13 protein-coding genes and 1 other RNA gene are annotated in these 14,024 nt (G+C 56.2%); 8 read left to right on the forward strand and 6 right to left on the reverse strand.

Annotated features, from left to right (window positions below):
• Positions 1-145 precede the first annotated feature (145 nt).
• Positions 146-1,120 carry a glycosyltransferase family 9 protein gene (locus tag M8006_RS16130; RefSeq protein ID WP_250083994.1) on the forward strand — a complete coding sequence of 325 codons (975 nt, stop codon included), beginning with the start codon at positions 146-148 and terminating at the stop codon, positions 1,118-1,120.
• Here M8006_RS16130 and M8006_RS16135 read toward each other — a convergent pair.
• Positions 1,109-1,513 (reverse strand): DUF6165 family protein, encoded by a 405-nt coding sequence (locus tag M8006_RS16135; protein ID WP_250083996.1) that lies wholly within the window; start codon positions 1,511-1,513, stop codon positions 1,109-1,111. The two genes, M8006_RS16130 and M8006_RS16135, sit on opposite strands and share 12 nt — an antisense overlap.
• Before the next feature lie 174 nt (positions 1,514-1,687).
• Between M8006_RS16135 and M8006_RS16140 the strand changes: the two genes are divergently transcribed.
• Positions 1,688-3,094 (forward strand): mannose-1-phosphate guanylyltransferase/mannose-6-phosphate isomerase, encoded by a 1,407-nt coding sequence (locus tag M8006_RS16140; protein WP_250083998.1) that lies wholly within the window; start codon positions 1,688-1,690, stop codon positions 3,092-3,094.
• Here M8006_RS16140 and M8006_RS16145 read toward each other — a convergent pair whose 3' ends face one another.
• Positions 3,095-3,814 carry a 3-deoxy-D-manno-octulosonic acid kinase gene (locus tag M8006_RS16145; protein ID WP_250084000.1) on the reverse strand — a complete coding sequence of 240 codons (720 nt, stop codon included), beginning with the start codon at positions 3,812-3,814 and terminating at the stop codon, positions 3,095-3,097.
• On the opposite strand from M8006_RS16145, the gene M8006_RS16150 reads away from it, so the two are divergent.
• Genes M8006_RS16150 through waaA form a run of 3 tightly spaced genes read left to right on the forward strand, consistent with a single transcriptional unit; the run spans position 3,813 to position 7,613 of the window.
• Positions 3,813-4,916, forward strand: a complete 1,104-nt coding sequence (locus M8006_RS16150) for a glycosyltransferase family 9 protein (RefSeq protein ID WP_250084002.1) — start codon at positions 3,813-3,815, stop codon at positions 4,914-4,916. The two genes, M8006_RS16145 and M8006_RS16150, sit on opposite strands and share 2 nt — an antisense overlap.
• Positions 4,906-6,336, forward strand: coding sequence for a bifunctional D-glycero-beta-D-manno-heptose-7-phosphate kinase/D-glycero-beta-D-manno-heptose 1-phosphate adenylyltransferase HldE (hldE, locus tag M8006_RS16155; RefSeq protein WP_250084004.1), 1,431 nt, complete (start codon positions 4,906-4,908; stop codon positions 6,334-6,336). Before M8006_RS16150 ends, hldE begins: the two co-directional genes overlap by 11 nt.
• On the forward strand, positions 6,336-7,613 hold the full coding sequence (gene waaA / locus M8006_RS16160) for a lipid IV(A) 3-deoxy-D-manno-octulosonic acid transferase (RefSeq protein ID WP_250084006.1): 1,278 nt from the start codon (positions 6,336-6,338) through the stop codon (positions 7,611-7,613). Before hldE ends, waaA begins: the two co-directional genes overlap by 1 nt.
• Before the next feature lie 44 nt (positions 7,614-7,657).
• On the opposite strand, the gene rpiA is transcribed toward waaA, so the two are convergent.
• Complete coding sequence (rpiA, locus tag M8006_RS16165; protein ID WP_250084007.1) at positions 7,658-8,332, reverse strand: ribose-5-phosphate isomerase RpiA; 675 nt, start codon at positions 8,330-8,332, stop codon at positions 7,658-7,660.
• 178 nt (positions 8,333-8,510) lie between these two features.
• On the opposite strand from rpiA, the gene ilvA reads away from it, so the two are divergent.
• On the forward strand, positions 8,511-10,025 hold the full coding sequence (ilvA, locus tag M8006_RS16170) for a threonine ammonia-lyase, biosynthetic (RefSeq protein ID WP_250084010.1): 1,515 nt from the start codon (positions 8,511-8,513) through the stop codon (positions 10,023-10,025).
• Positions 10,026-10,498: 473 nt separating this feature from the next.
• On the opposite strand, the gene M8006_RS16175 is transcribed toward ilvA, so the two are convergent.
• From M8006_RS16175 to M8006_RS16185, 3 genes are all read right to left on the reverse strand, one after another.
• Positions 10,499-11,137, reverse strand: coding sequence for a 5-formyltetrahydrofolate cyclo-ligase (locus M8006_RS16175; RefSeq protein WP_250084011.1), 639 nt, complete (start codon positions 11,135-11,137; stop codon positions 10,499-10,501).
• A gap of 20 nt (positions 11,138-11,157) precedes the next feature.
• Positions 11,158-11,340: non-coding RNA, 6S RNA (ssrS, locus tag M8006_RS16180), on the reverse strand.
• A gap of 53 nt (positions 11,341-11,393) precedes the next feature.
• Positions 11,394-11,696 carry a cell division protein ZapA gene (locus M8006_RS16185; protein WP_250084013.1) on the reverse strand — a complete coding sequence of 101 codons (303 nt, stop codon included), beginning with the start codon at positions 11,694-11,696 and terminating at the stop codon, positions 11,394-11,396.
• Positions 11,697-11,906: 210 nt separating this feature from the next.
• On the opposite strand from M8006_RS16185, the gene M8006_RS16190 reads away from it, so the two are divergent.
• Both M8006_RS16190 and pepP read left to right on the forward strand, forming a co-directional pair.
• Positions 11,907-12,485 (forward strand): UPF0149 family protein, encoded by a 579-nt coding sequence (locus tag M8006_RS16190; protein ID WP_250084015.1) that lies wholly within the window; start codon positions 11,907-11,909, stop codon positions 12,483-12,485.
• A gap of 57 nt (positions 12,486-12,542) precedes the next feature.
• Positions 12,543-13,949, forward strand: a complete 1,407-nt coding sequence (pepP, locus tag M8006_RS16195) for a Xaa-Pro aminopeptidase (RefSeq protein ID WP_250084016.1) — start codon at positions 12,543-12,545, stop codon at positions 13,947-13,949.
• Positions 13,950-14,024: the final 75 nt, after the last annotated feature.

Below are 14,024 nucleotides of genomic sequence, written 5' to 3' on the forward strand. Positions count from 1 at the left end.
GAGATGGCCGAGCCAGAAAGCCTGCATGGCATTGAGTTCGTGGTTCATGAGAATCTCCTGGATAAAGGGAGCCTCAGTGTGGTCAGCAAAACTCAACGTGAGAAGATGTGTTTGGTGGAGCGCTTACAAAAGTTTGCAGGCTCAGGTGCCTGATATTGAGATCACATGGGTGATCGGCAAGCTGGAAGCCAAGTTGATCGGTGATCTACCCGGTGTGGAATTTATCGTCTTTGATAAAAAATCGGGGCTTGAAGGCTACAAAGCGTTACGCCGTACCATGCGGGGAAGGCATTTCGATGCGCTTTTGCATATGCAGGTCTCCTTTCGTGCCAATCTTGCCGCGGCATTGATTCCGGCGACCGTCAAGATTGGCTACGACAAGGCGCGTAGCAAGGATCTGCACAGCCTTTTCATCAATCGACGTATTGCGGCCAATGCCGAACAACACGTCCGCGATTGTTTGGCCAGCTTTCTTGAGCCCCTTGGGCTGACGTCGGCGCCTCCTGACTGGCATATTCCATTGAAAGACGCAGATTATTCGCTGGCTCGCGAATACCTTACGCATGACCGGATAAACCTTGTTATCAGCCCCTGTGCCAGCCATGTCCTTCGCAATTGGTCATCACAACGATACGCTGCGCTGGCGGACTACGCCGTTTCCGCACATGGTGCTAACGTCATTCTGGTGGGTAGCCCAGCAGACTTCGAGAAGAAGGTTTGTCGCGATATTGAAGAATTGATGAGAGAAAAGGTCATGAATATCTGTGGGCAGGATACCCTCAAACAATTGGCGGCACTTCTTGAGGGCGCGGACCTGCTTGTTTCACCGGATACCGGGCCTGCCCACATCGCCAACGCCATGGGAACCGATGTGCTGGGTCTTTATGCGGCCAGCAATCCTGATCGATCCGGCCCTTACAGCTCTTTAACATGGTGTGTAAACCGCTACCCCGATGCATTGCGCACGTTTACGGGCAAGACGGTTGCACAGGCTCGCTGGGGAGCAAAAGCGGAATTCGAGGGTGCCATGGACATGATTTCAGTTGATGATGCCACCGACATGTTGGACAGGTGGATGGCACAACGTATCAATCAAAAAAATGAAATATCAATGGGTTGAGCTGTAATCCTGATACGATTTCTCTTCAACAAATCGCGATCCAAGTAGCAGGTTCACCTCTTTTTTGATGGCCGCACGTCGATCGTTGGTAAAATAGACAGAGCGCGCAAGGGATATAAAATGGGGGCCGAAATCCTGCTTCGCCTCCTGGGCACGGATATCGTCCTCAATGTCCCAAAGTTCTTCGTTGACGGCTTTCAGTTGAACACGCACGTCTGCAATGCGTGATGGATCCTGAATCTCGTGCGCCCATATACGATTCAAAGCGTCCAATTCCAGGCGGACATTGCTGTTTTTTTCAGCGTTCTCGATACGCTCGGATTTGATCTCCAATATCGTGATCTTGTCGAGCACCTCACCAAACGACAGCGGTACTTCGATCGTGTCTTTCATAGAATCCCCTTGGATGAATATTCACAGCATGCACAGTGTAATTTAATGGCGTCAGGTATGCTTCCCTACAGTGGTAAGCCTGTCACGCGGAGGAAGCTCTTTGATACCCGAACCTTTGTATGCGTCGGCACTCTCAACACTATGATTTTCTCATAACCCTAGGAATATCCTGATATGTCATTATTGCCGGTTGTCCTGGCGGGAGGAGCGGGATCAAGATTATGGCCATTGTCACGGCAATTGTATCCCAAGCAGTTTCTGTCACTCGATGGCGGGCTCACCATGTTGCAAAAGACGCTGGGGCGGCTTGATGGGCTTGATACACAAGCACCGATTGTCATATGTAACGAAGAACATCGTTTTCTCGTGGCGGAGCAATTACGCCAAATTGACGTGTGCGACAGTCAGTTGTTGTTGGAACCGGTTGGTCGTAATACGGCGCCCGCGATTGCTTTGGCGGCTCTTGCGGCTACTCAAGACGGTGAGGACCCTTTATTGCTTGTGTTGGCGGCGGATCACCTGGTGGAGGATATCGCGCCGTTCCATGACAGTATCAAGAAGGCGCAGTCGCTCGCAGAGCTGGATTATTTGGTTACCTTCGGCGTCGTGCCCACCTCTCCTGAAACGGGGTACGGCTATATCCATCAGGGGGCTTCATTGGAGCCAGGCTTTAGTGTTCGACGTTTCGTCGAAAAGCCGGATGCGGTGACGGCCGCTGGTTACGTGGAAAGTGGCGAATATTTGTGGAATAGCGGCATGTTTCTGTTTCGAGCGAGCCGCTACTTGGAGGAGATAGCGCACTTCTACCCCGACATGCTGCATGCTTGCCATCAGGCAATGGCGCAGATAAAGAAGGATCTGGATTTTACCCGCATCGATAAGGATGCTTTCGCCCAATGCGAGGACATATCGGTCGATTATGCCGTGATGGAGAAAACGCAGCATGCCGCCGTCGTGCCCTTGTCGGCACGCTGGAGTGACCTAGGTGCCTGGTCGTCCATATGGGAGTTAAGCGATAAGTGCGAGGCAGGCAACAGCTATCATGGTGATGTCATCCAGGAAGATACCCGCAATACCATGTTGCGTTCCGAGAGTCGCTTGGTGGCCGCGATAGGCCTGGAAGACCTCGTCATTATTGAAACCAAGGATGCGGTATTGGTCGCTGATAGGCATAAGACGCAAGATGTTAAAAAAATTGTCGAGCGACTCAAGTCTGAAGGTCGGGACGAGTTCAACAATCATTGCGTTGTCTATCGTCCCTGGGGGCGCTACGAATCGATCGATAAGGGCCAGCGTTATCAGGTTAAACGTATTACGGTGAACCCGGGCGCTAAACTCTCGGTACAAATGCATCATCACAGGGCAGAGCACTGGATAGTGGTATCCGGCACGGCGGAAGTCACTAACGGAGAGACCACCTCCCTTGTATTCGAAAATGAATCGACTTATATCCCCATCGGCCAGGTTCACGCGCTGAAAAACCCCGGCACGCTGCCTCTTGAACTGATAGAGGTGCAGTCCGGTAGCTACCTGGGCGAAGACGATATTGTCCGTTTCGAGGATCAATACGGCCGCGTTTGATCAAGCGGTAGCGCGGTATCCTTGAAGAATGGGGGAGATCGACAAAGTTGCATCAAACTTGTGTATGGACCTCTCAAGCCTCTCCAAATTGGCGTTCTGCCACGTCCCCGGTTGGCGCAACCGGCAGCGGTCCAGGTCAATCAACCATGGCGCGCCGCTGGCATCGACCAGAATATTGCGGGCGTTCAGATCGACATGATCAAGCCGTGCCTGGTGAAAACGTCGAACCATGGCGCCTACGCGTCGCAAGAGCGTTTCGTCCGCCAGTTGGTTGACGATCAACTCGGCTAACGCTTTGGCACCGGGGATGCGCTGAGTGATCAAGGCGGCTTCATAGCTGAGTCCATGGCGGGTTACGCAAGCGGCGATGGGCCGGGGAACAGGTAACCCCTGCTCGAACAAGTTGGCCGTGAGGCGCATTTCGCGAAAGCCGCGGGTGCGTTCTAGCCCGGTCCATAGATAGCGGGATTGGTTTAATTTAGCGATGAGACCGCCGCGGCGGTAAGGGCGCAGTACCCACTGCGTGCTCGCGTCAGGGGTTGGTTGTAGAAACAAGCTGCTGCCCCGGCCAGGGGCTTCGCCGACCACTAAATCGCGGGATCGCCAGTATTCAGCGCTGAACAGTGCGGGGTCGGGTTGGTGAGATATGCCAGCGTCACATAAACTGTCTGCATCATGTAAAATATGACTATTTTTTTGCCGGAGTGCCGCTAAGCGCATGAAGCCCTCTCTGCCTGCTCAACCTAACCATATTGCGATTCTGCGTTTGTCGGCGTTAGGCGACGTCTGCAACCTTGTGCCCACCGTACGAGCGTTGCAGCGCCAGTGGCCTCACGCGCGCATTACCTGGATCATCGGTAAGGGGGAGCACAGTTTACTGACCGGGCTCTCCGGGGTCGAGTTTGTCGTCTACGATAAATCCACCGGGATAAAAGGCATGCGTGCCCTGTGGCGTGAGCTCTCCGATACGCGCTTTGATGTGTTATTGCACATGCAGCAGGCGATTCGTGCCAGCGTGCTATCGATTGGGCTAAAGGCGAATACACGAATTGGTTATGATAAAGCTCGGGCGAAAGATAAGCAGCACTGGTTCATTCAGCACCATATTGCCCCGCGCCAGAATCCCCATGTACTAGAGTCGTTTATGGATTTCGCCCGGCGGCTCGGCGTGGAGGATGACAGCCTTGCGTGGGAGCTCCCGATACCGGAAAGCGCTTATGACGAGGCGCGCCTGATCAGCGGTGATCCGCCCTATATGGTGATTAACCCCTGCAGTAACCCGCGACTGCGTAATTTCCGCAACTGGTCGGCCGAAGGCTACGCCAGCGTGATCGAGTACGCCTGGGTGAAGCATGGGCTAAAAAGCCTGCTTACCGGGGGCGGTACCACCGCCGAAAAAGAGATGGGCGAGCGCATTGAGGCGTTGTGCCAGCCGGGGAGTGTGATCAACGCCATCGGTGGCACATCGCTTAAGGGGTTGCTGGCGCTGATCGACCGCGCGCGTGTGGCGATTGCCCCCGATACTGGCCCGGCTCATATGGCCAATGCGCTGGGTACGCCGACGCTTGGCCTTTACGCCACCACCAACCCGCAGCGGGCGGCGCCTTACCTATGGCGTGATTTTGCCGTTAATGCCTATCCGGAAGCGGTGCGTACCTATCTACATAAAAGCGTCGATGATCTGCCGTGGGGGCAGCGCGTGCGCCACCCAGACGCCATGAATTTGATCAAAACCGAGACGGTAATAGCCAAGCTTGATGCATTACTCGCCCACACAGCCGACCACACGAATGCCGGACAAGGAACGCTAGATGAAAGTTGATTTAACCGCTTTGGAGCATGCTCGCGTACTGGTCGTGGGCGATGTCATGCTCGATCGCTACTGGCACGGAGGTGCTTCACGTATTTCACCGGAGGCGCCGGTGCCGGTCGTGCGCGTAGAAGACGCCGATGATCGTCCTGGCGGTGCAGCTAACGTGGCTCTCAATATTGCGGCGTTAGGCGCTCACGCAGCATTAGCGGGAGTGGTCGGTCAGGATGAAAATGCCGGTTTGTTAAATGAGCGCTTAACGGCTTCAGATGTAAGCACTTACTTTCAGCGTAGCGCTGAGGTGCCAACGATTACCAAACTGCGGGTGATGAGCCGCAACCAGCAGTTGCTGCGGCTCGATTTTGAGCAGCGCCTCGATAATGTCGATACGCAGCCACTGCTGGATAGCGTGGAAAAAGCGCTACCCGAATGTGATGTCATGGTGCTCTCCGATTATGGCAAGGGCACCCTGAATCAGGTCGAACGGTTAATTGCACTCGCCAAGACAGCGGGCAAGCGCGTACTGATCGACCCCAAAGGTCAGGATTTTCGCAAGTACCGCGGTGCTACTCTGATCACTCCGAATCTGGGCGAATTTGAAGCGATTGTCGGCCACTGTGAAAGCGATGAGCAACTTGCCAAGCGCGGCGAAGCGCTGCGTGTTGAGCTAGAACTGGAAGGGCTGCTGATCACCCGCAGCGAAAAAGGCATGGTATTGATTCGTGAAGGCCACGCGCCGCTACACCTGCCCACCCGCGCCCAAGAGGTCTTCGATGTCACCGGTGCGGGCGATACGGTGATTGGTATGATGGGCTTGGCGTTGGCCGCTGGGCATGCATTGCCCGAAGCAATGATGCTAGCGAACCTCGGCGCCGGGCTGGTGGTGGCCAAGCCGGGCACGGCGACGCTCTCGATTGCTGAGCTCTACACCGCGCTGCATGGCGATAAACTCGCCGAGTTTGGCGTCATCGAGCCCAGCCCCTTGATAGAGGCGGTGCGCGCAGCGCAAGTGCGCGGCGAACGCGTGGTGATGACCAACGGCTGCTTCGATATTCTACACGCGGGGCATGTGGCGTATCTGGAGCAAGCCAAGCGCCTGGGCGACCGCCTGATTGTGGCCGTTAACGACGACGCGTCTATTTCGCGCTTGAAAGGCCCGCAACGGCCGATCAACCCACTTAGTCGGCGGATGCAGGTGTTGGCCGGGCTCGGTGCTGTGGATTGGGTGGTACCGTTTAGCGATGATACCCCGCAAGCGCTGATCGAAGCAGTGTTGCCCGATGTGCTGGTCAAAGGCGGCGATTACCATCCCGATGATATCGCCGGCGGCGCGGCGGTAAAGGCCCATGGTGGCGAGGTGAAAGTACTGGGCTTTGAAGATGGGGTCTCTACCACGGCAATGATCGATACCATTCTGGACCGCGAGCGCTAATGCTTGCCTGGCCGCGCTATTTTTATTCTGCCGCGCTCTATGCGCTTTCGCCGTTGGTTGGCTGGCGCATTTGGCGTGAGCAAGTGCCCACTTACTCGCGGTTGCAGCGGCTGGGGTTCGAACGTGAGCCACGCCCCGAGGGGCCGCTGATTTGGCTGCATTGTGCTTCAGTAGGGGAAGTGCGTGCGGCAAAGCCGTTGATCGAAGCGCTTGCAAACGCCTACCCCCATCATTGCCTGCTGGTCACTACCATGACCGCTACCGGGGCGCAGCAGGTGCAAGCGCTTACCCACCTTTCGCCGAATTTACGCCATCGCTTTCTGCCGCTGGATTTCCCTGGCAGTGCCAAGCGGTTTGTGCACCACTGGCAGCCTGCGCTTGCGATCCTGTTTGAAACCGAGCTCTGGCCCAACCTGCTCCACGCTTGCGCGGCTGAGCGCATCCCGGTGGCGGTGGTAAACGGGCGCCTGTCAGTGCGGGCCTTTGCCCGCTACCAGCGCTTTCCGCGTTTGATGACGCAGACACTTGAAAATATCACCTGGCTGGCGGCGAAATCCGCTGTGGATGCCGAGCGCTTTAAAACACTGGGTTTGCCCGCCGAGAGAACCCAGGTAGTGGGCTCGCTTAAATTTGAAATAACTTCGCCTGATAACGCTTGGGAAGAGAGTGAGCGCTTACGTCGTTCTATTTCTCAGCCGACCGGCAAGCGTCCTATTTGGGTGGCGGGCTCGACCCGCGACGGCGAAGAGTGCCATGTGCTCGCTGCGCATCGCTCACTGCGCAAAATGTTTCCCGAGGCACTGTTGATTTTGGTGCCGCGCCACCCGCCGCGTTTTGACGACGTGGCGCATACTTGCGAGCAGGCAGGTTTTGCCGTGGCGCGCCGAAGCCTAAATCAGCCGGTGACGAAAGACACAGCGGTCTACTTGGGCGATACCCTCGGTGAGCTTGGTATGCTCTACGCGGCAGGCGATGTCGCTTTTGTTGGGGGGAGTTTGGTACCGCTTGGTGGTCACAACGTGGTGGAACCGGCAAGCCTTGGGCGTTTTACCCTATGCGGGCCGTCGCTTGAGAATTTTGACGATGTCGCCGCGCCGCTTATCGAGGCTGGTGCACTGACGCCGGTCGCTGACGCCGAGGCTTTGGGAAAGGCGTTGATGGACGCCTTCAGCGACCCCGCTACCACGGCGCAAAAAGGCGCGCAGGGGCAGCGGGTGGTAGCAGAAGAGCGAGGAGCGCTGGCGCGGACGCTGGAGGGATTAGCGCGCCTGCTGTGATATTCGCTCACCCTTTAAAAGGCTCAGGGTGAGCGATATATGGTTCAACGCAGCGCGGTGCGCTCGACGCCGTCTTCTTTGCCGAGTAGCAGCACATCGGCGCCACGGGCGGCAAACAAGCCGTTGGTGACCACGCCGACAATACCGTTGAGGGTGGCTTCCATCGCCTTCGGGTCATCAATCATAACGTCATAGCAATCGATGATTTGATTGCCGTTATCGGTCACCACGCCCTCGCGATAAACCGGTTCGGCGCCAAGCTTCACTAGCTCGCGAGCGACGTAAGAGCGCGCCATGGGGATGACTTCAATCGGCAGCGGAAAGTGCCCCAGCTGGGCGACGTACTTGGAGTCATCGGCGATGCAGATAAACCGCTCAGCGCAGGCGGCGACGATTTTCTCCCGTGTGAGCGCCGCACCGCCGCCTTTGATCATTTGTAAGTGGGCGTTCACTTCGTCTGCGCCGTCGATATAAAAGGGCAGTGTGCCGCTACTATTGAGCTCTAGCACATCAATACCCAAGCCTTTTAAACGCTTGGTGCTGGCATCTGAGCTTGCCACCGCGCCTTTGAAACGACCGGCGAACTTGCCTAGGCGGTCGATAAATAAATTAGCCGTGGAGCCGGTGCCAATGCCGAGCACGGTGTCTTTCTCAAGCCACGGTTCGATTTCTTTGATGGCGGCGTCAGCAACAGCGGCTTTCAGTTCGTCTTGGTTCATGGAGTGCCTTTCGTTGGGTCAAAGGAAGGGTAAGTGAACAGTAGAGCTCCACAGTATAGCGGGGGAAAAGCGCGCTGCCGACGTTGAAATGCTAGACGCCACTAGGCGCTATCTGCTACCAATAGAGGCTTTGTCTGACCTGTGCCGTGATGGCCATTAACTCCTGTGGGATACCAGCATGCTCGAAGCAACCGTGAAGAAAATTCTCCAAGCCCGCGTTTATGAAGCGGCTTGCGAAACCCCGATTTCACCCGCCCCGTTTCTGTCACGCCGCTTCAACAACACGATTTTAATTAAGCGTGAAGACCTGCAGCCGGTTTTCTCCTTCAAGATTCGTGGCGCCTACAACAAGATGGCGCAGCTGACCGAAGAGCAAAAAGCCAAAGGCGTGATCGCGGCCTCTGCCGGTAACCACGCCCAGGGGCTAGCAATGGCGGCCAAGCAAATGGGCGTTAAAGCCACCATCGTGATGCCGCGGATTACCCCGGAGATCAAGGTGGCCGCGGTGCGGGCCCGAGGGGCCAAGGTAATACTGAAGGGCGATGCCTTTGCCGCTGCGGCTGAGTATGCTCAGGAGCTGATCAAAGAGCACGGCTACACCTATATCCCGCCGTTTGACGATATTGACGTGGTGGCCGGGCAAGGCACTATTGCGGTGGAAATGCTGCGTCAGCACGCCGGACCCATTGATGCGATCTTTGTCCCTGTGGGCGGCGGTGGGCTCATTGCCGGCGTGGCGGCCTATGTGAAGTACTTGCGCCCGGATATCAAGGTCATCGCGGTGGAATCCGAAGATAGCGCTTGTCTGAAAGCGGCGCTCGACGCTGGTGAGCGCGTGGTCTTGGACCAAGTTGGCGTGTTTGCCGAAGGCGTCGCGGTGGCGCAGATTGGTGAGGTGCCGTTCTCCATCATGCAGCACTTAATCGACGAGGTGATTACCGTCAGCGCCGATGAGATGTGCGCCGCGGTGAAGGATATTTTCGAGGATACCCGCGCGGTTTCCGAAACGTCTGGGGCGCTCTCGCTGGCGGGGTTGAAAAAGTACATTCAGCAAACCGGCGCCGAAAGCCATACGCTGATGTGCATCAACTCTGGTGCTAATACCAATTTCGACCGTTTGCAGCATATCGCCGAGCGCACCTCGCTAGGCGAGCAGCGCGAGGCCATTTTGGCCGTCACCATCGCTGAGAAGCCGGGCAGTTTTAAAAAGTTCTGTCGCACGCTGGGCAAGCGGATGGTGACTGAATTCAGCTACCGCTATGCTGATGCCTCCGATGCACATATCTTTGTCGCCGTGCAAGTCAAACCGGGCGGAGAAGATCGCCAAGCCGTAATCGAAAAACTCACCGAGGCGGGTTATCAAGTCGAAGACTTAACCGACAATGAGCTGGCCAAGGTGCATATCCGTCACTTAGGCGGCGGGCGGCCTAGCGAGCAGTTTGCCGAAGAGCTTTACCGCTTTGAATTCCCCGAGCGTCCAGGGGCGCTGATGAACTTCTTAACGCAACTGCCGCATGATTGGAATATATCGCTTTTCCACTACCGCAACCACGGCGCCGCCTATGGGCGTGTGCTAGTGGGTATGCAAGTGCCCAACGGCGACCGTGTGAACGTGGAAAAACACCTTGATACCATTGGCTATCGCTATTGGAAGGAGAGCGATAACCCGGCCTATCGGCTGTTTATGGCGTAACGTAATGAAACGTGCTCTGGAGTAAGCGGTTACTTACCTGGAGGCTTTGCGTTGCTCAGCGCTTTGATCTGGGGTGAACGTTTAAACAAACGCTGTTTGATAATGCCTTTCGCCGTTGCGAGGCGTAGCCCATTAGCTCTATAGTCGCTAATGAGATAGTCGTCAGCAAAATAATGTAAAAACATCATCGCATTGACCGACTAGTAAAGGAAAATACTTATCGAACATTTGGCAACTGTGGTAAATCATGGAGAAGCAACATGCGTCGTAAAAAGCCGGATATGATCATGGCCCTAATGGTGGTGTTTGCGCTGGGGGTATTGGTAACGGGGTATGCGCAAGCGCTTGCTGGGGGTTAGTGGTTATATTGTTTAGCTGCGTATTGCGATGACCCATTATGCTCGCTAGCACAAACACAAAACGGCCGCGTTGCGGAATGCAACGCGGCCGTTTTGTGTTCTTTTCTGCGGAAATTAGGGCCGCACGATCTTCGTATCGGTGACGATAGCGCTGAGTGGAATATCCCACGGCTCGGTTGGCAGCGCTTTTACCTCTTGGCAGGCGTGGGCGACGCCAATCAGTTGTGGTGCCGGGCGGCGCTGGCGGACAAACGCGAGCGTGCGGTCGTAAAAGCCGCCGCCCATACCCATACGGTTGCCACGGGCATCAAACCCCACCAGCGGTGCGATAAGCGTATCGAGCGCCCACGCGGGCAGGCGATTGCGACGCTGAGCACTAAAGCGTGTGGTGGGCTGCCAAATGTTGAAGCGGTTTTTCACCATAGGCGTATCAGGGCGGTAAGCGACAAACCACAGCGAATTTTTGGCTAGCGGGCGCAATACCGGCAGATACACATCTACGCGTCGCGCACGTAACCACGCCATAATCGGCGTTGGATCGATTTCACCGTGAACGGGTAAATAGAGGCTGACGCGCCGGGCGCGCTGGATTTCAGGCAGTGATTTGAGGCGTTCGCTCAGCGTCTCGGCGGCAAGGCGTTGGGCTTGAGGCGAGAGGGCACGGCGGCGGCGTTTTAGCTCGCGGCGCAGTGCGGCTTTTTCAAGCGATGCCGTGGTGGCGCGAGCGTTGTTAATAGCGTCGTTGGCGGGCATAGTGTGTGTTTCTCGGCAGTGAGTTCCCCAGAGTGCCGCTGTCGTTCTGGCCCTGAACCCAAAGGTTCAGGTGGGTGGCCGCAGTCAAACCGTCAGGCTTTCCGTCGCACGGACATGCACACGGGTTTGGCTAGCATTTGGCCCCCTAGGTATTGCGCATAGGCTCGAGGGACGTAAACGACTGGCGCACACCCCAGGGAACCTCTTAATCTTAACAGAGCGGTTGCCGATACCAAAGGACGCGTGCAATTTACGGCTACGACGGTGGGCGGTTTTTTTCTAGTGCGTTTTCTAGACGCTCGCTCAAGCGAGTGATATCGGCCTCGTAGTCGCGGCGTTCATCCAGCGTTTCCAGTAGCTCATGGGTAATATTGAGTGCCGCCATAATGGCGATGCGCTCGCTACCTAAAACGCTACTCTGCGAATGAATACCGTGCATGGCGCGGTCTAAGTAACGCGCGGCTCGCTCGAGTTTTTTCTCTTCGCCTGGGTCGCAGGCAATCATATAGCTGCGACCGAGTAGGGTAAGTTCTTTGGTTGGCCGCTTAGCGTTACTCATCAAAGGCTCCGGCATGGGTCATTTGATTGACCGATGCGTTAACATCACTGTATAGGAAGGATGATCGGCGTTCACTATAAGAGAGCGGCTTGCGCGGGGTCAACGCGCAGGCGCGAACGCCGTGGTTTTCTAACGAACAAAACGTTTTTAACGCGTTAACACCGTACGCCATCGGCGTATGAGCTCCCACAGATAAAGTGAGTTATTCACATGTCCCTAATCGACGACCGCCAAGATTTTTCTGACGTCGCAGATGTTTTTCTCCTTCACGGCAGCATGCAGTCGCCAGCATTCTTAGACGGGCGATTATGCGCACTGCTGGCGCTTAAAGATGTTTCTGCCGAGGCGTGGCTTGACGAGATATGTTTAAGCCTCGGTGTCGACCAACCCAAGGATCAGGCCAGCGCCGAGCGTCTGCTCGGCTGGCGCAAGCAGACGCTTGAAGCGCTCAGTGCCAGCGAAATGAACTACACGCCGCTGCTGCCCGATGAACTTTTCTCTCTCGCCGAGCAAGCCCAGGGCCTTAAAGAGTGGACACAGGGCTTTGTCGAAGTGCTCGATGAAGCGGTGGATAACGCGTTGCGTAAGCGTTGGTCGCAAACCCTGCGCGAGGCGCTGGATGACTTGCCGGCGCTTTCGCAGATCGAAACCGACATCGACGACAGCCCTGAAAACGAAAACGATCTGTTTGCCTTGACCGAACACGCGCGCATGGCGGCCATGATGCTGTATACCGAGCAGCATCCCGGCCAGCCTCAGGTAGAGCAGACCGATACGCCTGTGCATTGAGCGCATCACTGCCTTGTGGATCAAAAAACGGTTTTATTCAATAAAAAAGGAGTTTGCATGCTGCCTGATGTCATACCGCGCCCTGCTGCTATCTCGCCGGAAACCTACCGCGCACGCCGCGAGGCGCTGATGCGCCAGCTGCCCTCGTCGGCGGCCGTCCTCTTGCCTAGCGCGTCATTGCTCACGCGCTCCAATGACAGTGAATTCCCGTTTCGCCAGAACAGCGACTTCTACTACCTCACCGGCATGACCGAGCCCGATGCACTACTGGTGCTGCTGCCGGGTGAAGGCGAAGACGGCAGGGGCGCAAGTATTGAAGAAAGTACTGAAGAAAGTACTGGAGAGAGCGCTGGAGAGAGCATCGTGTTCTGCCAAGACCGGGACGCGACCCTGGAGGCATGGACGGGCCGACGCCTTGGTGCCGCAGGCGTAGTGAACGAGCACGACCTGGATCACGCGTTTGAGAACGCCGAGCGCGATGAGCGCTTAGCCGAGCTGCTCCGTGGCCGCGAACAGCTCTACCTGCCGTTGGAAAGCGCTGAGGCCATCGCTTTGGCTGAAGACGCCTACGTGCAGGCGAAAGCGGGTCAACGGCGCGGGCAGGCACCAGTGCGCGGTTGGCAGGATATCAGCCCCTTAATCCATGACATGCGTTTGATCAAAAGCGCGGAAGAAATCTGCCTGTTACGCCATGCGGCGGCAATTTCCGCCCGCGCCCATTGTCGTGCCATGCAGGCCGCGGCCCCTGAACTTTTTGAGTATCAGCTGCAAGCAGAGCTGGAGCATGAATTCGTGTGGCAGGGCGGTAGCGGCCCTGCCTACAGTACGATTGTTGGCGGCGGTGCGAATGCGTGCGTGTTGCACTACATTGAGAACAGCGCAACGCTACAGGCGGGTGAGTTGGTCTTAATTGACGCTGGCGCTGAATTTGACCTCTACGCAGGCGATATTACCCGCACTTTCCCGGTATCTGGCACCTTCAGCGCGGCCCAGCGCGCCATTTACACTATCGTGCTGGCAGCGCAGGAGCGCGCGATAGCGGCCGTCAAGCCCGGTACGACGCTTAAAGCCATCCACCAGGGTGTGGTGCGCGACCTGACCCAAGGACTGATTGAGCTTGGCTTGCTGGAAGGCGACGCGGGTGCGCGCGTGGAAGACGAGAGTTATCGCCGCTTCTACCTGCATTCGACATCGCATTGGCTCGGGCTTGATGTCCACGATGTCGGCACTTACCGCCTTGACCCGGATACCTTCCGCCCGCTTGCACCCGGGATGGTGCTGACCGTCGAACCAGGGCTCTACATTCCCGATGACGCCGACATTCCCAGTGAGTATCGCGGGATAGGCATCCGTATCGAAGACGATGTGGTGGTGACGGAAAACGGCCATGATGTGCTCACCTCAGGTGTGCCCAAGAAAGTGGCCGATATCGAAGCATTGATGGTTAATAAACAACCAGATTAGGTGGCGTTATATGCCTTTATGTAATTTACATTACGATATAAGTATTTGATTTTTATGTTTTAAATTCTAATGGAG

This window comes from Halomonas llamarensis, from assembly GCF_023555005.1.
GTDB classification, from domain to species: Bacteria; Pseudomonadota; Gammaproteobacteria; order Pseudomonadales; family Halomonadaceae; genus Vreelandella; species Vreelandella llamarensis.